14 protein-coding genes are annotated in these 22,854 nt (G+C 63.4%); 8 read left to right on the top strand and 6 right to left on the bottom strand.

Going from position 1 to position 22,854, the window contains the following annotated elements; translation table 11 throughout:
* Positions 1-127: 127 nt before the first annotated feature.
* On the bottom strand, positions 128-1,222 hold the full coding sequence (mtnA, locus tag NKJ12_RS06975) for an S-methyl-5-thioribose-1-phosphate isomerase (protein WP_352505326.1): 1,095 nt from the start codon (positions 1,220-1,222) through the stop codon (positions 128-130).
* Positions 1,219-2,490 carry an S-methyl-5-thioribose kinase gene (gene mtnK, locus NKJ12_RS06970; RefSeq protein WP_352701771.1) on the bottom strand — a complete coding sequence of 424 codons (1,272 nt, stop codon included), beginning with the start codon at positions 2,488-2,490 and terminating at the stop codon, positions 1,219-1,221. The genes mtnA and mtnK overlap by 4 nt, the downstream gene beginning before the upstream one ends.
* A gap of 135 nt (positions 2,491-2,625) precedes the next feature.
* Between mtnK and NKJ12_RS06965 the strand changes: the two genes are divergently transcribed.
* The 3 genes from NKJ12_RS06965 to NKJ12_RS06955 all read left to right on the top strand — a co-directional run bounded on the left by NKJ12_RS06965 (position 2,626) and on the right by NKJ12_RS06955 (position 6,317).
* The gene (locus NKJ12_RS06965; protein WP_352701768.1) at positions 2,626-4,137 is read left to right on the top strand and encodes a sugar ABC transporter ATP-binding protein; all 1,512 of its coding nucleotides are present in this window, start codon (positions 2,626-2,628) and stop codon (positions 4,135-4,137) included.
* An 83-nt stretch (positions 4,138-4,220) separates the two neighbouring features.
* Positions 4,221-5,216, top strand: coding sequence for an ABC transporter permease (locus NKJ12_RS06960; RefSeq protein ID WP_352701766.1), 996 nt, complete (start codon positions 4,221-4,223; stop codon positions 5,214-5,216).
* Between the two features lie 45 nt (positions 5,217-5,261).
* Entirely contained in the window at positions 5,262-6,317 is a 1,056-nt protein-coding gene (locus NKJ12_RS06955) for a substrate-binding domain-containing protein (RefSeq protein ID WP_352701764.1), read from the top strand.
* 69 nt (positions 6,318-6,386) lie between these two features.
* Here the strand turns inward: NKJ12_RS06955 and NKJ12_RS06950 are convergent, their stop codons facing one another.
* The gene (locus tag NKJ12_RS06950) at positions 6,387-8,441 is read right to left on the bottom strand and encodes a bifunctional aldolase/short-chain dehydrogenase (protein ID WP_352701762.1); all 2,055 of its coding nucleotides are present in this window, start codon (positions 8,439-8,441) and stop codon (positions 6,387-6,389) included.
* Between the two features lie 84 nt (positions 8,442-8,525).
* Positions 8,526-9,491, bottom strand: a complete 966-nt coding sequence (locus NKJ12_RS06945; RefSeq protein ID WP_254818705.1) for a sugar-binding transcriptional regulator — start codon at positions 9,489-9,491, stop codon at positions 8,526-8,528.
* Positions 9,492-9,677: 186 nt separating this feature from the next.
* Here NKJ12_RS06945 and NKJ12_RS06940 point away from each other — a divergent pair, with 186 nt between their 5' ends.
* From NKJ12_RS06940 to NKJ12_RS06920, 5 genes are all read left to right on the top strand, one after another.
* Entirely contained in the window at positions 9,678-11,318 is a 1,641-nt protein-coding gene (locus NKJ12_RS06940) for an acyl-CoA synthetase (RefSeq protein ID WP_352701759.1), read from the top strand.
* A gap of 241 nt (positions 11,319-11,559) precedes the next feature.
* Positions 11,560-12,168: a TetR/AcrR family transcriptional regulator gene (locus NKJ12_RS06935; protein WP_352701757.1), complete on the top strand. Its 609-nt coding sequence runs from the start codon at positions 11,560-11,562 to the stop codon at positions 12,166-12,168.
* Positions 12,169-12,230: 62 nt separating this feature from the next.
* Positions 12,231-13,379 carry an efflux RND transporter periplasmic adaptor subunit gene (locus NKJ12_RS06930; protein ID WP_352701755.1) on the top strand — a complete coding sequence of 383 codons (1,149 nt, stop codon included), beginning with the start codon at positions 12,231-12,233 and terminating at the stop codon, positions 13,377-13,379.
* Between the two features lie 207 nt (positions 13,380-13,586).
* Entirely contained in the window at positions 13,587-16,721 is a 3,135-nt protein-coding gene (locus NKJ12_RS06925; protein ID WP_352701753.1) for an efflux RND transporter permease subunit, read from the top strand.
* 69 nt (positions 16,722-16,790) lie between these two features.
* The gene (locus NKJ12_RS06920; protein ID WP_352701750.1) at positions 16,791-18,284 is read left to right on the top strand and encodes an aldehyde dehydrogenase family protein; all 1,494 of its coding nucleotides are present in this window, start codon (positions 16,791-16,793) and stop codon (positions 18,282-18,284) included.
* A 209-nt stretch (positions 18,285-18,493) separates the two neighbouring features.
* On the opposite strand, the gene NKJ12_RS06915 is transcribed toward NKJ12_RS06920, so the two are convergent.
* Positions 18,494-20,203, bottom strand: a complete 1,710-nt coding sequence (locus NKJ12_RS06915) for a trimethylamine N-oxide permease (protein WP_352701748.1) — start codon at positions 20,201-20,203, stop codon at positions 18,494-18,496.
* Positions 20,204-20,481: 278 nt separating this feature from the next.
* Positions 20,482-22,851, bottom strand: coding sequence for a trimethylamine N-oxide demethylase (locus tag NKJ12_RS06910; protein WP_352701745.1), 2,370 nt, complete (start codon positions 22,849-22,851; stop codon positions 20,482-20,484).
* Positions 22,852-22,854 lie beyond the last annotated feature (3 nt).

The raw sequence follows: 22,854 nt of genomic DNA, 5'->3' as shown, positions 1-22,854 counted from the left end.
GTTGGGCGCCGCCCCGCCGCTACGCATACGGCCGTCCATGTGGGACAGGCAACGGGCGTTTTTAACCGTGCCGTGGTCAAGAAATCGTGAGATGAGGCAATCCAGAGCGCCCTCCCGGAAAAGCCGATCATCCGCGCTCGGGAAACATCGTCTTCAGGCCTTCGCGCGAGGCCGTAGCGACACCGCGTTCGGTGATCAAACCGGTGACCAGCCGCGCCGGCGTCACGTCGAAGGCCGGATTGGCCGCCGGCGTGGCTTCCGGCGACACGCGGACCTGGGCGATCTCGCCGGACGCGGTCTTGCCCCAGACCAGCGAGACCTCGTCGGGCGAGCGCTGTTCGATCGGGATTTCGGCCAGCCCGTCGCCCACGGTCCAGTCGATCGTCGGCGACGGCAGCGCGACATAGAACGGCACGTCGTTGTCGGCGGCGGCCAGTGCCTTGAGATAGGTACCGATCTTGTTGCACACATCGCCGTCGGCGGTGGTCCTGTCGGTGCCGACGACGACCATGTCGATCTGGCCACGCTGCATCAGATGGCCGCCGGCGTTGTCGACAATGAGCGTATGCGGCACGCCGTGGCCGGCCATCTCCCAGGCGGTCAATTGGGCACCCTGGTTGCGGGGTCGCGTTTCATCGACATAGACATGGACTGGAATGCCGGCTTCCGTCGCCAGATAGATCGGCGCGGTGGCGGTGCCGTAGTCGACGGTGGCCAGCCAGCCGGCATTGCAGTGGGTTAGGATGTTGACTGGTTCGCCCGGCTGCTTGCGCGCCGCGATCGCCTTGATGATTTCGAGCCCATGGGCGCCGATGGCGCGGTTGAGGCCGACATCCTCGTCGGCGATCTCGCCGGCACGCCGATACGCAGCCGCGGCACGTTCTGCCAGGGGAAGCGTCAGCAGGAAGCGCTGCATTTCGTTCAGCGCCCAGCGCAAATTGATCGCCGTCGGGCGCGTTTCGTGCAAGGTTGCCCAGACGGCGTCGAGTGCTGCATCCGACGGGTCGTCGGCCATCTGCATGGCGACGCCATAGGCCGCGGTGACGCCGATCAGCGGCGCCCCGCGCACCCACATGTCGCGGATTGCCGTGGCGATGCCGGCGACGGTATCGATCTTTTCGATGCGGAACTCGTGCGGCAGCCAGCGCTGGTCGATGATCTCCACCGAACGGCCGTCGTCACTCGGCCAGATGGTGCGGTAGTGGCGGTCGCCGACGTTCAAATCCTGCTCTCCCGTTCGATCAGCGCGGCCAACCGGTTGACCTCGTCGATGCTGTGGATCTGGCGCCGGTTGACGGCGAGGTGACGGCCGAATTTCAGCGCCTTTGCCTCACATCTGGCGCGCAGATCAGGATCGGCAATGGTCTCGAAATCGGCATTATGGGCAAGGCCGAGAATGCGCCGGTGAACCTCGACGCCGGCAAAGCCGAGCAGATCGGTCCAGATCAACTGCAGCACGTGGTCGAGCGCCTGCTCGGCGCCAAGCCTGTCGCCTTGATCTTCGAACAGGCTCTTCTGGTAGAGCATGCCGGTACGCTCCGTCCGCCACAGATGCGAGAACTCGACGCGGAACACCGACCATGTCTCGACCGTAACGCCGAGCAGATAGTCCCGCATGGCATCGCGGGTTCCGTCCTGTTCATGGCCGCGCTGCGAGAAGAACGCCATCCAGAAATTGGCGAGCAGCATGCCGACGTCGAAGGCGATCGGGCCGTAGAAGGCGAATTCGGGATCGATCATCCGCGTTTCGGTGTCGGTGACCATGATCGAGCCGGAATGCAGGTCGCCATGCAGCAGCGTCTCGGCATTGGCAGCGAAGATGTGCTTCATGCGCTGCGCCTCGACCTTGAGGTCGCGGTCGGCGCGCAGCTCGGCGACAATGCCGTCGAGCTGCGGGCTGGTGTGCCGGTTCATCTTGGCATCGAAATACGGATCCGAGAAAACCAGGTTCTCGGTGATGTCGCAGAGTTCGACATTGTCGGCGAACAGCGCCAGATCGGCCTTGCGATCCTTGGTCGCCATATGCAGGTCGGAGCCGCGAAACAACGTGCGGGCCATGAACAAGCCGATGTCTTTCGCGATGTTCGGCAATTGCCGGCCTTCGATCAGTGCCCGCCGCAAGATAATGTGCGGCGACAGGTACTCCATGATGATCAGCGCCTGGCCTTCATCGAAGTGGTAGATCTCAGGCACCGAACCCGGCGCCCGTGCCTGTTGCCGCGTCAGCGCATGGTATTCGAAGAAGGAGCGTTTTAACGGCAGCGGCCAGCTGTCGCCGACCAGCCGGACGTAGGGCAGGGCCTGCTTGACGACGGCCGCACCCTCAGCACCTTCGACGATGAACACAAGGTTCAGATTGCCGTCGCCGACTTCACGAACCTTCCACTGGCTCGTATCCTTGCCGATCTGCGAACACAGGGCCTCGTTGGCACCGAGACGGCCCGCCAGTGTCTCGACCGACAGTGCTTCGAACGGCGATTTCCCAGTCATCCTCACCTCCCGCTCATGTGCTCCGATAATAGCGGAGCCATGGCGGCCGGGCCAAGCTAGGAAGCCTTCTGGCAATTGTCAATCGTGTTGACAATTGCCGATATAGCCCATAGCGTCACGGTCAGGGAGGAACGAATGGGCAATGATGCCGTGTTCCGCGTCGACGGCCTGAGGAAATCCTTTGGCCATATCGAGGTGCTTGGCGGCGTCTCGCTCGAATTGCATGCCGGCGAAGTAACCGTGTTGATGGGCGCCAACGGCGCCGGCAAATCCACCCTCGTCAAGATCATCAGCGGTGTTTACGACCATGGCGGCGGCTCGATGTCGCTTGCCGGTCAGGACTTCGACCCGAAAACGCCGGCCGAGGCGATCCGCGCCGGCGTCGTTACCGTCCACCAGAACATCAATGACGGTGTCGTCGCCGACCTCGACGTCGCAACCAACCTTACCCTCGACAGGCTGAGCGGCAGCGGCGTGCCGACGCTGTTCAATCCGGGCCGGGTGCGTCGCGAGGCAAAGGCGGTGGCCGACCGTATGGGACTGGCCATCGACCTCAAGGCCCGGATCAGCGATCTCTCTCTGGCCGACCGCCAGATGGTGGCGATCGCCCGCGCCATGGCGCACCGGCCGAAAGTGCTGATCCTCGACGAGCCGACCTCCTCGCTGTCCAGCGCCGAAGCCGACCGGCTGTTCGCATTGCTCGACCGGCTCCGCCAGCAAGGCGTGGCGATCCTCTACATCTCGCACCGTATGTCGGATATCAGACGGCTTGCCGATCGCATCATTTCAATGCGCGATGGGGTTATCTCAGGTATCTTCGACAAGAAGCCGCTGGATTACGAAGGTGCGGTCAACGCCATGCTCGGCCGTAAGATCCAGCTCGAGCGGATTGTCGCCAGGAATTCGGCCAAAGCAATTTTCGCTGCCGATGCATTGCGGATTGCTGAAGGCGCCAGGCCGATTTCGCTGACCCTCGGCGACGGCGAGGTCGTCGCCATCACCGGCCTCGTCGGTGTCGGCAAGACCGCACTTGCCGAGACGCTGTTCGGTTTGCGCAAGCCGCTGTCCGGGGCCATGGTGCTGAACGGGAAACCCTATGCGCCGGCGTCGACCGGCGAAGCGATTGCCGCCGGCGTGTTTCTCGTCGCCAAGGACCGGGGCGAAAACGGCATCGTCGGCGACTTCAACATCCAGGAAAACATCAGCCTGCCGTTCCACAGTCGCATGTCGCGTCTCGGTGTTCTCAAACGCGGTATCGAACGCGCTGTTGCCCGCGAGCAGATCCAGGAGTTGGGCATCGTCTGCCGCTCCGAGAGGGACGAGATGGCGTCGCTTTCCGGCGGCAATCAGCAGAAGGTGATGGTCGCCCGCTGGATGTCCCAGGCGGCAAGGTTGTTCATCCTCGACGAGCCTTTTCAGGGCGTCGACATTTCGGCCAGGCGTGACATCGCCGCCAAGCTGCGGGCGAGCGCCCATGGCCGCGCGACGCTGCTGTTCGTCACCGAACTGGACGAAGCCCTGGAGACGGCTGATCGCATCCTGGTGATGTCGGAGCAGACGATCGTCGGCGAGCACCGCAACACCGATGTCGATCTCGAGCGTCTGCTGGCCGAAGTGGCGGGCGGGCCGTTGCACAGCGCAGCCTGAGAGCGGGAAGACGATGAGAATTGGAATGGAGAGGGTATGAATTCGGGTCGGATAAAGACGGTGCCAGCGTACGGGAGCGCTGAATGATCCTGCGCGACCATGCTATTCGCTACGGCTTCATCGTTCTGTTGTTCGGGCTGATCGCCTATTTCGCCGTCGCCGCCGATGGTTTCGTCTCGCCGCAAAGCGCCGTCTTCATCTTCCAGTCGGTCGCCATCACCGGCGTTCTGGCGCTCGGCGTCACCGCCACGCTGGTCGTCGGCGGCTTCGACCTGTCGATCGGCTCGGTCGCCACCAGCGCCATGATGGCGGCTGCCTACGTCATGGTGGTGCTGGAACAGAACGCCGTCGTGGCGGTCGTCGTCTGCCTTGTGATCGGCGCCGTCGTCGGCCTCATCAATGGCTGGCTGATCGTCTATACGCGGGTGCCGGACCTTTTGGCGACGCTCGGCATGATGTTCCTGCTTGTCGGCCTGCAGCGCATACCGACCGAGGGCCGTTCGATCGCCACCGGCATGACCATGCCCGACGGCTCGGTCGCCAACGGCAGCTTCGGCGCCGCGTTTCTGGCGCTTGGCCGCCATCGCTTCGACTTCTTCATCCCGAACCTCATCCCGGTGTCGGTCGTCGTCCTGCTCGTGCTGGCGGTGCTGATCTGGTTCTTTCTCGAATACACGCGTTTCGGCCGCATGATGTACGCCGTCGGCAGCAACGAACGCGCTGCCGAACTCGCCGGCGCGCCTGTCAAGGCATACAAAATCTGGGCCTACGTTATTTCTGGGGTTTTTGCCTCGATCGGCGGCATTTTGCTCGCCGCCCGGCTTGGACGTGGCGACATCGCCTCGGGTAATAATCTGTTGCTCGACGCGGTGGCTGCGGCACTCATCGGCTACGCGGTTCTCGGCGCCGCCAAGCCGAACGCCTTCGGCACGGCTGTCGGCGCGGTGTTTGTCGGCGTGCTGCTGCAGGGCCTGACGATGATGAACGCGCCTTACTACACGCAGGATTTCGTCAAGGGCGTGGTTCTCGTGGTCGCCCTTGTCTTCACCTTCGCCCTGTCCGGCAGGGGCAGGAGATAGGTTTCGACCGGTTACATTTTGGGTTCAACAAGTGGAGGAAGCGACGTGAACATCACAAGAAGACTTTTGGGGAAGGCAGCGCTCGGGCTTGCCGGCGCAACATTGCTGATGCAGTTGCCGGCAATGGCGCAGGATCGGCCAGCGCCGTTCGACAAGCCGGGCGGCGTCAAGATAGCGCTGGTCCGCTATCTCTCGACCGGCGACTTCTTCCAGGCGTATTTGTCCGGTGTCGAGGCGCAGGCCAAGGCGCTCGGCGTCGACCTGCGCGTGCTCGACAGTCGCCAGGACGCGGCGCTTCAGGCCGACATGGTCGACCAAGCCATCGCGCTCGGCGTCCAGGGCATCATCATCCAGCACGGACTGACGGAATCGATGAAGGACGCCGCCCAGCGCGCGGTCGATGCCGGCATCAAGGTCGTCGCCTTCGACGTCAATGTCGAAAACCCCAAGATCCCGCAGATCGAGCAATCCGACCGCGACCTCGCGCGCCTGGCGCTCGAACAGGCGGTCAAAGACAATGGCGAGAGCTGGAAGGCCGGCTATGTCTATGTCGCCGGCATCGCCCCACTCGACCGCCGCAACGAGACCTGGGTCGAATTCAAGAAGAAATATTCGGGCATCAACGAAGTCGCCATGTTCGGCACGCTCGACAATCCGATCGCCAATTCGGTCGCCAACCAGGCTCGCTCGGTGTTGTCGGCTCATCCCGACATCAAGGTGATGTTCGCGCCCTATGACGAATTCGCCAAAGGCGTGAAGATCGCCGTCGACGAGGCCGGGTTGAACAAGGACATCAAGATCTATTCGGCCGACATCTCTACCTCGGACATCGCCGCGATGCGCGAGCCGGACAGCGCCTGGGCGGCAACCGCCGCCACCAACCCGGCCGTCGTCGGCCAGGTCTCGGTGCGTGCGCTGGCGCAGCTGTTGGCCGGTGAAGGTCCCGGCCACAACGTCATCGTGCCGCCGACGCTGATCACCCAGAAGGATCTGATCGACAAGGACATCAAGAACATGGAGGACCTCTCGGCCAAGCTGCCGCAGTTCGCCCATGCCGATGTCGCGATGCCGGCCTGGATGCCGAACCCGAACGCGAAGTAGTCTTTCGCTATCGGCAAAGGAAAAGAGCGGCTCGCGGGCCGCTCTTTTTTGTTGGCCCGGAGTTTAGATCTACCTCAACGCCGCTGCGATGTTGCCGCCGTCCACCGTCGTCACATCGGCGGTTGTCCGCTCGGCCAGCGCTTGATGCAGAAAGGCCTGGGCGACGTCTTCGGCCGTCACTTCCTGCCCGAGCAGGTTGCCGGACATGTACTCCTTCTCCGACACGCCGCGTGCGCCCGAGCGGCTGGCGATCATGGCATCGGTCAACAGCCCCGAACGGATGCGGTCGGCGTTGACGGCATTGGAGCGGATGCCATGCGCGCCGTAGTCGAGCGCATATTGCCTGGACAAAAACAGCGTTGCCGCCTTGGGAATGCCGTAAGCGCCGAACTTCGGCCCCGGATTGACCGCCTGCTTGGAGGTATTGAACAACAGCACGCCGCCGGTGCCCTGTTCGAGCATGATGCGCACGGCATTTTGCGCCGCCGACTGGTGTGCGAAGAAATTGAGTTCGAAACTCCTGCGCAAGGTGGCGTCGTCGATCTCGCCGATCCGGCCCTCCCAGGCGGCACCGGCATTCGAGACGAGAATGTCGAGGCCGCCGTAGACGTCGACCGCGTTGTCGAACGCAGCGCGCATCTGCGCCGGATCGGTGATGTCGGTGCCAATGCCGATCGAACCGTTGCCGGCTTTTTTTGCCGCCTCGGCAGCCCTTGACGCATCGAGATCGACGACGACGACATGGGCACCGTTGTCGGCGAACAGCTTTGCCGTGGCGGCACCGATCGCGCCGGCGCCGCCGGTGACCAGCATCACCTGGCCGGTCAGCGGCTTCGGCTTGTTGGAGGCGAGTTTGGCCTGTTCCAGCGACCAGTATTCGAGCGGGAACAGGTCGGCTTTGGAGAGCGGGCGGAAGTCACCGACGGCTTCGGCGCCGCGCACCGCCTCGATCCACATTTCGCCGACGTCGGAGGCGATCTTCGCGTCCTTGAGTGTGCGGCCGTGGCCGAACATGCCGAGGCCGGGCACCAGCGTCAGCCGCGGCATCGGGTCGAGCATGGTGCGCTTCACGTCGTCGAGCGCATCATTGGTTTCGAAATAGGCGCGATAGTCCTTGGCGAATTTCTCGACATGCTGGCGGATGACGGATTTGTAGTCGCCGACCTTGTCAGCGTCGGGCGCCGGCAGCGCCATCGGTCCGGTCTTGATGCGGATCGACAGGTCGGGTGTCGACACGCCGCGCCCGGCATAGTCGGCAATTTTTGCCGAATTGATGAAGTCGACGATCGCATCCGAGGTGCGGAAATCGCTGATCATGCGGTCGAAACGGCCTTCGCCGCGCGCCACCGCCACCGCGCCGCGCAGCATCGGTGCAATCTCCGCAGGCTTCGCCAGCCTGGCCGGCAGTGCCACCTTTTCGGTGCGCGGCTTGCCGTGGCTGGCGATGAAATCCTCGGCGACGTTCACATAATGGATCATCCGGTCATAGGCCTGCCTGGCATCGTCGCCGAAGGTGAAAATGCCATGCTTGTCGAGGATCAGGCCTTCGACCGTCGGATCGGCGTCGAAAACATCGGCGGCCGCCTTCGCCAGATCGAAGCCCGGCATGATGTAAGGCACGAAGCCCATCTTTTCGCCGAACACCTTCCGGCTCAGCGCCTCGCTGTCCTCCTGGTCGACGATGGCGAGGATTGCGGTCGAATGCGTGTGGTCGACGAATTTGTGCGGCAGAAAGGCGTGCAGCAGCGTCTCGACCGATGGATTTGGCGAGGACGGATCGATGAGGTTCGCCCGCTGCAGCGCGACCATGTCCTCGTCGGAGAGCTTCTTCAGCGACCGCGCCTTCAACAGCGGGCCGAGCTTGACCGCCGGCAGCCCCTGCGGCTCGATGACGCCCATGTCCCAGCCGCTGCCCTTGACGCAGAGCACGTCCCACTCGTCACCGATAAGATCGGTAGCCTTGGTCTTGCACGAGGTGTTGCCGCCGCCATGCAGGACGAGCCGCGGCTCGCCGCCCAGCAGCCTGGTCGTGTAGACGCGCAACGCCAGGTCGCGGGCCACACCCTTCTTTGCATAGTCGGCGACCAACTTCTCCGCCTCGCCGTCATTCCAGAGGTTCTTCATGTCAGCTTCGTCCGATTTCTTTTTGTTGTGAACAGGAATGCCGCGACGCTTTGATGACAATGCACCGGCGGCTGGAATTAACTATCAGGCGACCTTTTCTGCTGCCGCTCCGGCATGGTCGAGCAGCCGTCGTGCCATGCGCGCGCCGACGACGAGATGAGTGCAGAGCCCGCCGGCGATCGCCGCGACGAGCGGTTCGAACTTGCTCTCCTCCTGCACCACCACAAGGCGCTTTTCGATCTGGCGCAGCGATGACAGCTCCGCCGAAATCAGCCGGCGGTTGTAGCTGCAGTCGAGCGCCTGGCCCTGGGCGTCGATGATTTGCCCGGCAATGACGCCGGCCGCACCCGCCTTGCGCAATGCAGCCATTTCGCTTGGCGTCAGCGCGCCGCATTTGACCAGATGGCTGTCGGTATCCACTGAGCCGACCGAGTATAGCGCCAGGTTGCAGTCACCGATGCCCGACAATTGCTCGCGGATCACCGGCTCGGCGCGCAGGCCGCGTGCCAGTTCTTCCGTCGTCAGCACCAGCGGCGCGTAAAAATTCAGTCCCTTGGCGTTGAGCCGGCGGGCGATCTCCATGGTGCATTGGTCTGGCCGGTACGAATAGGGGGCGCCGAGATTGCCGCAGAGCTGCACCACGGTGACGTCCTGCAGATCGGCATAGGACATGATGTCGGCGATGGTGTAGATGGTCCGCCCCCAGGCGACGCCGATGCGGTCGCCCTTCCTGACCAGCTCGAGGAAGACGCTTGCCGCAAGTACCGCGATGTCGGTGGACGGGTCGGCGACATAGCCGTTTTCCGGCGCGATCCAGACGGCGTCGAGCTTCAGCGCGTCTTCCAGCTCCCGCGCCAGCACGTCGTCGGTGAAAAGCTGGGTCGAGGTCGAGATGTTGACGATGCCGGTCTCGCGCGCCTTGCGCAGATACATGGCTACCGAGGCGCGCGAAATCTTGAGCTGGCTGGCCACCTGGTCCTGGCGCAAGCCGTGTGCGTAGTAAAGCCACGCGGCCTTGTGGATAAGCTGTTCTGCCGGTCGGATCGCCATGCCATCTCCTCGCTGACATTATTCACGGCTCTCGACAAAAGTCAAACTACGCGCGGGCAGGTAATGCTCTCGCGCCGGTCGAATCTAGACCGTCATTGTGCCAAATGCGGTCTGTCGCGGCATCGTTGGTGGTGACGGACCGCAAACCTGTAGCTAAAGTTCTGGACGAACATCGGGGAGGACGGGATGGGCAATCCCTACGAACAGGATCTCGACAGGAACCCGGCCAACCATCAGCCGCTGACGCCGCTCACCTATTTCGAGCGGGCGGCAAAAACCTTTCCCGACCAGGTCGCCATCATTCATGGCCGCCGGCGCACGACTTATCGCGATTTCTGGAAACGCTCGCTGAGGCTTGCCTCGGCCCTTTCTAAGCGCGGCATCGGCAAGGGCGACACCGTTACCGTCATGCTGTCCAACACACCGCCGATGCTGGAAGCGCATTTCGGCGTGCCGATGACCAAGGCGGTGCTGCACTCGCTCAACACGCGCCTCGACGCCGCCGTCATTGCCTTCCAGCTCGATCACGCCGAAAGCAAGGTGCTGATCGTCGACCGCGAATTCGCCGGCGTGGTTCGGCAAGCGCTGACGCTGGCCAAGGTCAGGCCGCTGCTGATCGATTACGACGATCCCGACTATGCCGCCGATGCGCCCTATCCCAAGGGGGAACGGATCGGCACGCTGGACTATGAGGCGTTCGTCGCCGGCGGCGACGAGGATTTCGCCTGGTCGATGCCGGACGATGAATGGGACGCCATCTCGCTCAACTACACCTCCGGCACGACAGGCAATCCGAAGGGCGTCGTCTGTCACCATCGCGGCGCGGCACTGATGGCCTATGCCAACACCATCCATGCCGGCATGGGCAAGCACCCGGTCTATCTGTGGACGCTGCCGATGTTCCACTGCAACGGCTGGTGCTTTCCCTGGACGCTTGCCGTCCAGGCTGGCACCCATGTCTGCCTGCGCTGGGTGCGGCCGAAGCCGATCTACGACGCCATCGCCGATCACGGCGTTACCCATCTGTGTGGCGCGCCGGTGGTGATGTCGGTGCTGATCAACGCCAGCGACGAGGACAAGCGGCAGTTTCCGCAGACCGTCACCTTCAACACCGCCGCGGCGCCACCGCCTGAGGCGGTGCTGTCGGGCATGGCCGATGCGGGCTTTGCCGTCACCCATCTCTACGGCCTGACCGAGACCTACGGCCCGGCCGTCGTCAACGAATGGCATGGCGAGTGGGACCGGCTGGAGAAGGGGGCGAGGGCAGCGAAGAAGGCCAGGCAGGGCGTACGCTATGCCGCGCTCGAAGGCCTGACCGTGATGGACCCGCAGACGATGCAAGAAACGCCGGCCGACGGCGAGACGATCGGCGAGGTGATGTTCCGCGGCAATATCGTCATGAAGGGCTATCTGAAGAACCGCAGAGCGAGCGACGAGGCTTTTGCCGGCGGCTGGTTCCATTCGGGCGACCTCGGCGTGATGCATCCGGATGGCTACATCCAGCTCAAGGACCGTTCCAAGGACATCATCATCTCCGGCGGCGAAAACATCTCCTCGATCGAGGTCGAGGAGGCGCTCTACAAGCATCCCGCCGTGGCTTCCTGCGGCGTTGTCGCCCGATCCGACGACAAATGGGGCGAGGTGCCCGTCGCCTATGTCGAGCTGAAGCCGGGCAAGGCGGCGACTGAGGCCGAAATCATCGAGCACTGCCGCGCGCTGCTCGCCCGCTTCAAAGTGCCGAAAGCGGTGATCTTCGCGGAGATCCCGAAGACTTCGACAGGCAAGATCCAGAAGTTCCGGCTGCGGGAGATGACAAAGCAGCCTTAACGCCCGATCCGAAACGGAACCGTTTTTCGGAAAGCATCATTTCAAATTCCTTTGCGTCAAAAAACACGGGGCGGCGTTGCAGGCGCACCCGGCGTGAACCACATGCGCTTCATGGGCCAACTCCGTCCAGAGATGTCACCCTCTGTCGTCAGCGCCCAAAATCGTGCCTTGACAGGTGACGGTTTTCAATTTACGAGTGACGAAATTCTAAATTCGTCAGTCGTAAATTTTGGCCAACGAGATGCTTGAAACCCTAGACGCCACCGCCGATTCCGCCCGCCAGGAAAATGTCACGCGCATCCTGGATTGCGCGGAGCGATTGTTCCGCCACTACGGCTACGGCAAGACCAACGTCGCCGACATAGCGCGCGAACTCGGCATGTCGACCGCCAACATCTATCGCTTCTTCGCCTCCAAGGTGGAAATCCACCAGGCGGTTTGCGGCCGTATGCTCGAGACCTGCTACCGGTTGACCTACGAAGCCTGCCATAGCCCCAGCACCGCCAGCGAAAAGCTCCGCCGCTACGTGCGTACGCACTATCAGTGGACGCTCGAGACCATGATCGACCAGGAGAAGGTCCACGAGATGGTCATCGTCGCCATCGAGCGCGACTGGCACGTCATCGAAAAGCACATCGACAGCATCCATGAACTGGTCGCGGAAGTGATCCGCGAGGGCATCGCTACCGGCGAGTTCGTCGATCAGGATCCGGTGATCGCTTCCCGGTGTTTCGGCGCTGCCATTATCAGCCTCTGTCATCCGCAGATGGTGGCCCAGTGCCTCGCCAAGAAGAACCGGGCAACGCCGGACGAGCTTGCCGACTTTGCCATCAGAGCCTTGAAGAAATGACCGTTGCCGCCCGTCGGGCGGCGATGCCGAGAATTCATCTCCACAGTTCGGGAGTACGAAAAGTGTCTCTGTCCAAGTCCATCACCAACGGGCGACCGGCCGCCGGCCTGGCATTGATTGTCGTTGCCGCCCTCGGCCTCGCCGGCTGCTCGCAGGAGAAAGCCGAGGTCACCGAGATCATCCGCCCGGTCAAGGTGGTCGAGATCGCCAAGGCGAGTGATACCCGTCAGCTTTCCTATTCCGGATCGGTGCGTGCCCGCACCGAGATGAATCTCGGCTTTCGCATCAACGGCAAGATCACCGAGCGCCTTGTCGACATCGGTGACCGCGTCAAGCCGGGCGACGTTCTCGCCCGCATCGATCCCACCGACTACGAGCTTTCGGTGAGAAGCGCTCAGGCCAGCCTCGATGCTGCCGACCGTCAGGTCGAGACAGTCGAGCTTACGCGCAAGCGCGCCGAACAGCTCTACGCCAAGAATTTCGCGCCGAAGTCGCAGCTCGAGCAGGCGACGCTCGCCTATAATCAGGCGGTCGCCACGCGAGACTCCGCCCGCTCGCAGCTTGCCCAGGCCCAGAACCAGGTCCGCTATACCGATCTCAAGGCGGACAAGAACGGCATCATCACCGCCGTTGCCGCCGATGTCGGCCAGGTGGTCGGCTCCGGCACGCCGGTGGTGACCGTTGCCATCGACGGCGAGAAGGAAGTCCTGATCGCTGTTCCGGAAACCGATATCGCCGAATTCAAGCCGGGCAAGACCGTCAAGGCTGGCTTCTGGTCCGACGAGGCGCTGACGCTCTACGGCAAGGTCCGCGAAGTCGCCGGCAGCGCCGATCCGCAGTCGCGCACCTTTGCCGTTCGCATCAGCCTGCCCAACGATCCTCGCGTGCTGCTAGGCATGACCGCCTCCATCGAAGCCGCGGCGGACAACCGGCAGCAACTGGTGTCGATCCCGCTGGCCGCGTTGGCGCAAAAGGACAGCCAATCGATCGTCTGGACCGTCGACCGCAATGGCGGGACCGTCCATGCGCATCCGGTCAAGGTCGCCGCCTTCACCCCCGACGGCGTCAGCGTCGCCGACGGGCTGAAGCCGGGTGACGTGGTCGTCGCCGCCGGCACGCAGTTCATGACCGAGAATCTGAAAGTCAAGCTGACCGGTGATGCAGCGCAACAGTCGGCGTCGGCCGATGACGCTGCAAGGCGCTTGCGCTGACGGCCAGGCAATTCACGGTTTCCGGGCGGCAGGCGCCCGATTGTCGAGATCTCAGGTCGATGTAACCCCCACGTCGATCCTCGCGTCCCACCGCGATGTAGATCTCTCAACTCGGCAAGGCCTCGCCGTCCGGAAGCCCACATCGGAAGTTCCTTGGGCATGTGAAAGCGCGTGCTCTGTTGATCAAATTGAAACGGACTGACGCCGATGACTACCGACACCAATGAAAAGCGGTCTTTCAATCTTTCGCGCTGGGCAATCGGCCATCCGAGCATTGCCCGCTTCCTGTTCGGGCTGATCATCGTCGCCGGTGCGCTCGGCCTGATGCGCATGGGCCAGAAGGAAGACCCCGATTTCACCTTCCGCGTCATGGTTGTCCAGGCGATCTGGCCAGGCTCCTCGATCAAGGAGATGGAGGACCAGGTCGTCAACAAGATCGAGCGCAAGCTGCAGGAAACCCCACACCTCGATTTTGTCCGCTCCTACACCCGCGCCGGCAGCGCCATCATCACCTTGCAGGTCAAGGGCGACACCAATCCGGCGCAGGTCGCCGATGCTTTCTATCAGGTGCGCAAGAAGGTCGGCGATATCGCCAATGAGCTGCCGCAGGGGCTGCTCGGGCCCTACTTCAATGACGAATTCGGCGATACTTTCATCACCCTGCATTCGATCAGCGGCGACGGCTACAGCTATCCCGAGCTGAAGAAATTCGCCATCCAGGCGCGTGACATGTTGCTGACGACGCCCGGTGTCGAGAAGGCCGTGATCATCGGCGACCAGCCGGAAAAACTCTACATCGACGTTTCGTCCAAGGCGCTTGCCGAACGCGGCCTGACGCTGACCGACCTGCAGAATGCGATCCGAGGCCAGAACAATGTCGACCCGGCAGGTTCGGTCGACACCGGCCAGCGTTCGGTGCGCATTTCGGTCGAGGGCGATGTCACCAGGGCGGCCGACATCCGCGAGCTTCGCCTGCGCGCCGGCAACCAGGTGACGCGCCTTGGCGACATCGCCACCGTGACCTCGGGCCTCGAGGATCCGTACCAGCGCAAATACCGTTTCAACGGTCACGACAGCGTCCAGCTCGGCGTCGTCATGGCCAAGGGCTTCAACGTCACCGACGTCGGCAAGGACGTCGAAGCAACCTACAAGCGCTTCGAAGAGGCGCTGCCCTATGGCGTTGCGGTCGATCAGATTTCCGACCAGCCGCACGTGGTGAAAGAGGCGGTGAGCGAATTCATGGAAGCGCTCGGCGAAGCGCTCCTGATCGTGCTTTTCGTTTCGTTCCTGTCGATCGGCTGGCGTTCGGGCCTGGTAATCGCGATCGTCATTCCGCTGGTCCTGGCGGCTACGTTTGCCATTATGTACGAGCTCGGCATCGACCTGCAGCGCATTTCGCTCGGTGCGCTGATCATCGCCCTTGGCCTCTTGGTCGACGACGCGATGATCGTCGTCGAAATGATGGAGCGAAAGCTCGAGGAAGGCTTGGTCAAGGTCGAGGCGGCGAGCTTCGCCTACTCCTCGACCGCTTTCCCGATGCTGACCGGCACGCTGATCACCACGGCCGGCTTCATTCCCGTCGGGTTCGCTGCCTCGACCGCCGGCGAATATGTGCGCACCCTGTTTTACGTCGTCGGCATCGCGCTGGTCGTGTCCTGGTTTGCGGCGGTCTATTTCACGCCGTGGCTCGGCCACATGATCCTGAAGCAGCGCAAGCACGCCGGCAACCATCACGATGTCTTCGACACGCGCTTCTACCGCCGTCTTCGCTCGACCGTGGCATGGGCGGTGCGCCATCGCATCATCGTCCTGGTGATGACGCTGATGACGTTTGCCACCAGCCTGTGGGCGTTCCAGTTCATTCCGCAGAATTTCTTCCCGCAATCGTCGCGTCCGGAAATCCTCGTCGATCTCTGGCTGCCGGAAGGCACCAGCATCAAGGAAGTCGAGACCCAGGCCAAGGCGCTCGAAGCCAGGATGATGGACGACAAGGACAAGCGCTTCATAGCCACCTATATCGGCGAAGGCGCGCCGCGCTTCTTCCTGCCGCTCGACCAGCAGCTTCGCAACCCGAACTTCGCCCAGCTTCTGGTGATGGCCAATGACGAACCGGCCCGCGAGCGGCTGATCGTCAAGCTGCGCACCATCCTGGCTGAGGATTTCCCATCGATCCGCGCCAAGGTTGATCGCCTGTTCCTCGGTCCGCCGACCGGCTGGCCGGTGCAGATGCGCGTCATGGGTCCCGATCGCCAGGAGGTGCGACGCATTGCCGACGAGGTAAAGGCGAAGTTCCAGGCAAATCCGCTGCTCGGCGCCATCCACGACGACTGGCTGGAGCCGGTGCCGGCGATGAAGCTGGTGATCGACCAGGATCGTGCCCGTGCGCTCGGCGTCACCTCGCAGCGCATCCGCCAGATGCTGCAGGCGACCATGTCGGGAGCGCCGCTCGATGACTTCCGCGACGGCGAGGAGACGGTTTCGATCGTCGCCCGTGAGCCGGAGGCAAGCCGTCACCTGCTGTCGGCGGTCGACTCCGTCTATATACCGACCGATTTCGGTGGCTCCGTGCCGCTGTCGCAGGTCGCCAAGATCGTCCCGGTGCTGGAGCAAGGCGTCGAATGGCGGCGCGACCGCTTGCCGACCATCAGTGTACGCGCCACGCTTCCGGATGGCGTGCAGCCGAACGATGTCGCCATGAAAATGTACAGCGAGATGCAGGGCCTGCGCGCCAGCCTCGCCCCCGGCTACAAGATCGAGATCCAGGGCGGCGCCGAGGATGCGGCCGAAAGCCAGGCCTCGATTGCGGCGAAAGCGCCGATCATGCTGGCCGTCATCGTCGTGCTGCTGATGATCCAGCTGCAGCATTTCGGCAAGGCGATGCTGGTGCTGGCGACCGGTCCGCTCGGCATTATCGGCGCGGCCGCGGCACTTTTGATCAGCGGCGCGCCGTTCGGCTTCGTCGCCATCCTCGGTGTCATCGCCCTGCTCGGCATCATCATGCGCAACTCGATCATCCTGGTCGATCAGATCGACCAGGACATCGCCGCCGGCGTGGAGCGTTCCGAGGCCATCATCGGCTCGGCGGTGCGCCGGTTCCGGCCGATCGTGCTGACGGCGCTGACGGCGGTGCTGGCGCTGATCCCGATCTCGCGCGGCGTCTTCTGGGGGCCGCTCGCCTACGCCATGATGGGCGGCATTCTCGTCGCCACGGTGCTGACCATCCTTGTCCTGCCGGCAGCCTATGCGCTGTTCTTCGGCAGGGAGCCCAAGAAGGTGGTGGAGCAGCCGGCCGAGACGGAAGAAAAGAACGAAAGGCCGCAACTGGCCCTGGCGGCCGAATAGCGCTGTTGGCAAATGTGACCTCCGGCGGTTTAATCCGCCCACCAGGCGTAGGCGCCGGAGGAGGACGTTATGACCATGCCTCAGACAGCGGCGGCGCTGCGGCTGCCGATCGACGGGCGCCATCGCCGGATGTTCATCGGCGGTGGCTGGGTTGATGCCCGCTCCGGTCGGACCATGGAGAGCCGCAACCCCGCCACCGGCGCGGTCATCGCCACAGTGCCGCGCGCCGACCGCCAGGACATCGACGTCGCGGTGACTGCCGCCCGCAAGGCGTTCGAGGGGCCATGGAGCCGGTTCAAGCCTTATGAGCGGCAGGTGCTGCTGCTGAGGATCGCCGACCTCTTCGAAAAGCACTGGGAAGAGATCAGCCGCTCCGACACCACCGACATGGGCATGCCGATCATACGCACCCGCGCCAACCGCAACCGCGTCATCGGCATGCTGCGCTACTATGCCGGCATGGCGACGGCGCTGCACGGCGAGACCATCGACAACTCGCTGCCCGGCGAAATCGTCTCTTTCACCCGCAAGGAGCCGGTCGGCGTCGTCGGCGCCATCATTCCCTGGAACGCGCCAACGGCGGCGTCGATCTGGAAGATCGGCCCGGCGCTGGCGACCGGCTGCACCATCGTGCTGAAACCATCGGAAGAGGCGCCTCTGACGCCGCTTTTGATCGCCGACATCATGAACGAAGCCGGCGTCCCGGAAGGCGTCGTCAACATCGTCACCGGCACCGGCGCCGAGGCAGGCGCGGCACTCGCCGAGCACACCGGCGTCGACAAGATCGTCTTCACCGGCTCGACGGCAACCGGCCAGTCGATCGTGCGGGCCTCGGCTGGCAACCTCAAGCGCGTCTCGCTGGAACTCGGCGGCAAGTCGCCGGTCATCGTCTGCACCGATGCCGATCTCGACAAGGCGGTACCGGTGGCGGCGATGTCGGTGTTCGCCAATTCCGGCCAGATCTGCATTGCCGGCTCGCGCCTGTTTGTCGAACGCGCCGTCCATGACGAGTTCGTCGAGCGGCTGGCGGCATATGCCAAGGTTCTCAGGGTCGGCGACGGCATCGACCCGGCGACCGAGATCGGCCCGCTCGTCTCCGAAAAGCAGTTGCAACGGGTCACCGGTTACCTTGAGGCCGGCACTGCGGAAGGGGCGAAACTCGTCACCGGAGGCACCCGGCTTGTGGAAGGCGCGCTTGCCACCGGCAATTTCGTCGCGCCGACCGTCTTTGCCGGCGTCTCGGACGACATGAAGATCGCCCGTGAGGAGATCTTCGGGCCGGTGATTTCAGCCTTGCCGTTCGATGCTCTGGACGAGGCGGTCGAGCGGGCCAACAACACGCCTTACGGCCTGGCTGCAGGGGTCTTCACCCAAAATCTCGCTACCGCCCACCAGCTGTCGCGCAAGATCCGCGCCGGCTCGGTCTGGGTCAACACCTATCACGCCATCGATCCGGCCGTGCCCTTCGGCGGCTACAAGATGAGCGGCTACGGCCGCGAGGGTGGCGCCGAACACCTCGACGAATATCTCAACACCAAGGGCGTGTTCATCAAGATCGATTGAGCCTGGCGCCAACAGGGTCAGAAACGAAAAACCCGCCTCGGGAGGCGGGTTTTTGGAGCCAATTGGCACCATACTCAATTTAGTAGCATAGCTGCGGGCACAAAGCAAGAACAAAATAGGGCTATGCCTCAAATAATCGACGTGCCGGGCGTCTCGATGTTCCGGCAGGGGATCGGGCGCATCGCGCACCCGATCCCTCAAGGCAAGCCTCAGATGACGAACAGCCAGTTGGCGAGCAGCATCACCGCGGCGCCGGCGACCAGCGTCAGATAGGGCAGCAACCCCGCCTTTCGCACTGTAAGGTCGGACGAGCTCATGCCGAGATCGGCCAGCATGTGGTCGGGGAACTTGCCCTTGTCCTGGATGTAATGCCGGAAGCAGAACACCGGGATGATCAAGGCTGCCGTGATCAGCCCTGCCCACAATGCCATCGGGTTCCAGACCTTGGCTCCGGCGCCCATGAAAACAGCGTTGACGTAGGCAAAGATCGCGCCGAGGCCGAGCAGCCAGCTCGGCGCCTTCCAGGGCCGCGCGATGTGGCCATTGTCGATGCGGTGGATCCAGCCGGCATTGAGATTGAGGAAGTTGAAGATGATATAGCCGCAATTCGACACCGCGAGGATGAAGAAGAAGCTTGTCGCGTCGGCCGAGGCGATGGCCAGCACGATCAGGTTGAAGACCAGGTCGGTCCACATCGCCCGCGTCGGTGCGCCATGCTCGTTGACATGGCTGAGGTAGCGCGGCAGCCAGCCGTCGACCGAACCTTGGTAGAGCGTGCGCGAAGAGCCGGCCATCGCCGTCATGATGCAGAGCACCAGCGCCAGGATCATCAGCATGACCAGCAGGCTGTGGATCAGCTGTCCGCCGCCGACCATGCCGGCCAGCGCATCGGCAACGCCGGAGCCGTCGACGATCGGCGTCGCCAGCATGCCGTTCAAGCCGAGCACGCCCTGAAAGGTGAATGGCACCAGGATGAACAGCAGCATGCACAACAGGCCGGAGTAGAAGATCGCCTTGAAGGTATCGGTGCCGGGGTTCTTGAATTCGGAGGTGTAGCAGACCGCGGTCTCGAAACCGTAGGTCGACCATGCCGCGATGAACATGCCGCCGAGCACCAGCGTCCAGCCGGCGATGTTCCATGCGCCGGGCTCCGGCGCATAGGCTGCCGCGAGCGGCACCAGCGGCGAGAAATTTGCCCAATCGATCTGGCCGGTGACGATCGGCACCACGCCGACGATCAGCATCGGGATGATGACCAGCAGGCCGATATATTTCTGCACGTTGGCCGTGCCCAGGATGCCGCGGTGCTGGATCGAGAAGATGATCAGCATCAGTACCGCGCCGATGAAAAAGGTGGCGTTGAAAGTAAAGGAAACCGGACCAAGCGTGTGACCGTAGAGCGTCCAGCTGCGGATCGCCGGCGTCGCCGCCGCGGTGACCGCGGTGATGGCGTCAGCGGCGCTGGTTCCGGCATGGGCCGCAATATAGGCGGCGACTTCCGGCGAAGTGTCGGTGAACAGCGGCACCGGCGCCAGTGCGTTGAGGATGTAGGCTGCGGCGATCGAGCAGCCGAGCGACAGCACCGGCGACCAGGCGAACCAGTTGCACCACACCGAAAGCGGCGCGATGAATTTCGAATAGCGCAGCCATGCGGTGGCGCCATAGATCGAGGCGCCGCCGGATTTATTCGGGAACAGCCCGGCGATTTCCGCATAGGTGAAGGACTGCAGGAAGCCCATGACCATGGATACGGTCCAGATCAGGAAGGCCAGCGTTCCGGTAGTGCCGGCGATGCCGCCGATCGAAAACAGGACAAGGGCCGGAACGCCGCTCGCGACCCAGAAGGCGCCGCGCCAATCGATGTTCCGGTGCAGCTGCCCTTCGGCAGGCGGCACCAAGGTGGTGACTATCGTGCTCATTTACGTGGATTCCCCATTTTTGATGTTCCCATCGGCAACAGCCACAGTCTCGCGAGGCGTCATCGACGCTCACGTTGAACGGCCCCAGGCGTTTTCCGCTCAGTAGTATTTTTTTCTTAGCAGTGAAGATTGACCCAACGCGCTTTCACGTCAAGCGCTTTGTGACGCTGTGCACATTGCGTTTGTGGAACAGTCGAGCTTCGTTGGCGCTGCCAACGGGTGCGGTCTTCCTTCTCCCACGACAGCAACGGGAGAAGGGAAGAACCAGACAGCATCGATCAGGAGCGCGGCCTGGTCTTTTGCGGGTCATAATGGGCAAAGGCGACGACGCGCGCCGGCAGCCGCTTGCTGTGGCCGTCGAGCTTGCCGATCTCGACCTCGGTGCCGACCGCCGAATGCGCGACGTCGAGCCTGGCCAGCGCGATGGTCTTGCTTAGCAGCGGCGAGCGCATGCCGGAGGTGACCACGCCGATCTGGGCGCGGCCGACATGCACGCAATCGCCGTGGCCGACGGCGACATTGGCGTCGATGTCGAGGCCGACCAGCTTCCTCTGCGGATTTTCCTTGCGCCGGATCAGCGCCTCGCGGCCGATGAAATCGTCGCTCTTGGTCTTCAGCGGTACGGTGAAGCCGATGCCGGCCTCGAACGGATCTGTCTGGTCGGAAAATTCGTAACCGGCAAAGATCAGCCCGGCCTCGATGCGCACCATATCGAGCGCCTGCAGCCCCATCGGCTTCAGGCCGTGCGGCTGGCCGGCCTGCCAGATCGCGTCGAAGACCTTGTCGGCGTCGCGCGGGTGGCACCAGATCTCGTAGCCGAGCTCGCCGGTGTAGCCGGTGCGCGAGACAATGACGGGAATGCCATTGCCGCCGCCGATGCGGGCGACCGCGAAACGGAACCATTCAAGCTCGTCGATCGACGGCTGCAGCGGCGAGGTCCAGACGATCTGCCGCAGAATGTCGCGGCTTTTCGGTCCCTGCACGGCGACATTGTGCATCTGGTCGGTCGACGAGCGCACCAGCACGGTGAGGCCGAGTTTTTGCGCTGTTTCCCGCAGCCATTCGCCGGATAGATCGTCGCCGCCAACCCAGCGGAAATTATCCTTGCCAAGCCGAAGCAGCGTGCCGTCGTCGATCATGCCGCCGTGCTCGTAGCACATGGCGGAGTAGACCACCTGACCGACGCCAAGCTTCTTGATGTCGCGGGTCAGGGTATATTGCAGCAGCGCTTCGGAATCCGGCCCGGTGACCTCGAACTTGCGCAGCGGCGACAGGTCCATGATCACGGCGTCCTGCCGGCAGGCCCAGTATTCGTCGATCGGGCCTTGCCTGGCGAAGGAATTGGCCAGCCAATAACCCTTGTACTCGACGAAGTTGCGGGTGTGCTTGGCAAAGCTCGAATAAAAGGCGGTCTCGCGGGTCATTTTCGGTTCCGAATCGGGCGTCATGCGTCTGGCGATCGCTCGCGAGAATTTGTGCTGGCCGGAATAGGTTCGCACATGGATGTCGGTCAGGTTCCAGCCATTGGCCGGCGTGGTGTCGTCGGGGCAGGCCGACGAGACGCAGACGATGTCCGTGAGCGCCCTGAGTAGCACATAGTCGCCCGGCCGCGACCACGGCTCGTCCGAAACCACGACGCCATGCGCGTCGATCGCCGTGTTGAAGAAGAAGTTGATCGCCATCCAGCCGGCGCGGGGCGTGACGCCCTTGTCGGCCAGCGCGCGGTTGAAATTCTCCGAGCAGTTGGGATGGCCGGGATAGCCGATGTCGTCGTAATATTTGGCGGCGCAGGCGAGCGCGAACGCATCGTGCCGGCCGCAAGTGTCCTGCACCACCTCGACCAGCGGCTCCATGTCCTGGTCGTAGTATTTCGAATGCAGGCCGGGCATCGGATAGCTCGAACCCATCAGCGTGCGCGTCGTCGTCACGTCGAGCGGATGATCGCGGCCCTTGTCCAGCTTGCGCGCCGAAAAGCACTGGAAATCCGTGCATTGGCGCCCGTCGACATCGATGATCTGCAGATAGTCGCCCGCCTTGACGAAGTAGGCCTCCGCCGTCGCCGAATGGACGCGCAGGTCGAGCACGGGATCGGCCAGCGGGTCGGCAAGCCTGGATTTCGCCGCCGGGCGGATGGTGGCGCGCCGGACGATGACGCTAAGCGGCGTCGCGGTATCGTGGCCGTCGACCAGCATCGGCCCGCCGGGCGCGGCAATCAGCATCGAACCGTCGCGGGCGACCGTAAAAGCCTGTTCGGTACCGGCAGGGGTGGCGCCGCCGAAAACGCGAACCCCCTTTGCCTGATCGAGCTGCACCTCGCGCCGCTCGAGGCCTCGGCGCAAGGAAGCGAGGCTATCGTCGCCCTCGGCCAGCATCGCCTTGATGCCGGCGGCATTGCTGTTCGATTGCTCTCCGAGAATGCCGGGATCGGTCGCGCCGCTGCTGTCCCATGCCAGCAGCTCGCAAGCCTGCCCGCCCTCGACATTGCGCACGCTGATCGTATCGCCGGCCTCGACCTCGATTAGCACCGCGCCGTTGCCGTGGACGGTGTAGCGCTCCATCCCGGCCGGCAGCGCGATCTGGCCTGGCCGCAGGATCAGGCTCGGCCGCGGCGGTCCGGCGACGACGGCGGGGTAGGGCGACTGGCTCATCTC

Origin of the sequence: Mesorhizobium sp. M0195, from assembly GCF_040322115.1 — a bacterium.
Taxonomy (GTDB): Bacteria; Pseudomonadota; Alphaproteobacteria; order Rhizobiales; family Rhizobiaceae; genus Mesorhizobium.
This window is presented reverse-complemented; position numbering and strand designations above follow the sequence as displayed.

What these genes read in the sequence shown, in the direction of transcription:
- NKJ12_RS06965 (WP_352701768.1), top strand. Translation starts at nt 2,626, where the DNA reads ATGGGCAATGATGCCGTGTTCCGCGTCGACGGCCTGAGGAAATCCTTT.
- NKJ12_RS06935 (WP_352701757.1), top strand. Translation starts at nt 11,560, where the DNA reads ATGCTTGAAACCCTAGACGCCACCGCCGATTCCGCCCGCCAGGAAAAT.
- NKJ12_RS06950 (WP_352701762.1), bottom strand. Translation starts at nt 8,441, where the DNA reads ATGAAGAACCTCTGGAATGACGGCGAGGCGGAGAAGTTGGTCGCCGAC.
- NKJ12_RS06915 (WP_352701748.1), bottom strand. Translation starts at nt 20,203, where the DNA reads ATGAGCACGATAGTCACCACCTTGGTGCCGCCTGCCGAAGGGCAGCTG.
- NKJ12_RS06940 (WP_352701759.1), top strand. Translation starts at nt 9,678, where the DNA reads ATGGGCAATCCCTACGAACAGGATCTCGACAGGAACCCGGCCAACCAT.
- mtnK (WP_352701771.1), bottom strand. Translation starts at nt 2,490, where the DNA reads ATGACTGGGAAATCGCCGTTCGAAGCACTGTCGGTCGAGACACTGGCG.
- NKJ12_RS06960 (WP_352701766.1), top strand. Translation starts at nt 4,221, where the DNA reads ATGATCCTGCGCGACCATGCTATTCGCTACGGCTTCATCGTTCTGTTG.
- NKJ12_RS06910 (WP_352701745.1), bottom strand. Translation starts at nt 22,851, where the DNA reads ATGAGCCAGTCGCCCTACCCCGCCGTCGTCGCCGGACCGCCGCGGCCG.
- NKJ12_RS06945 (WP_254818705.1), bottom strand. Translation starts at nt 9,491, where the DNA reads ATGGCGATCCGACCGGCAGAACAGCTTATCCACAAGGCCGCGTGGCTT.
- NKJ12_RS06920 (WP_352701750.1), top strand. Translation starts at nt 16,791, where the DNA reads ATGACCATGCCTCAGACAGCGGCGGCGCTGCGGCTGCCGATCGACGGG.
- NKJ12_RS06925 (WP_352701753.1), top strand. Translation starts at nt 13,587, where the DNA reads ATGACTACCGACACCAATGAAAAGCGGTCTTTCAATCTTTCGCGCTGG.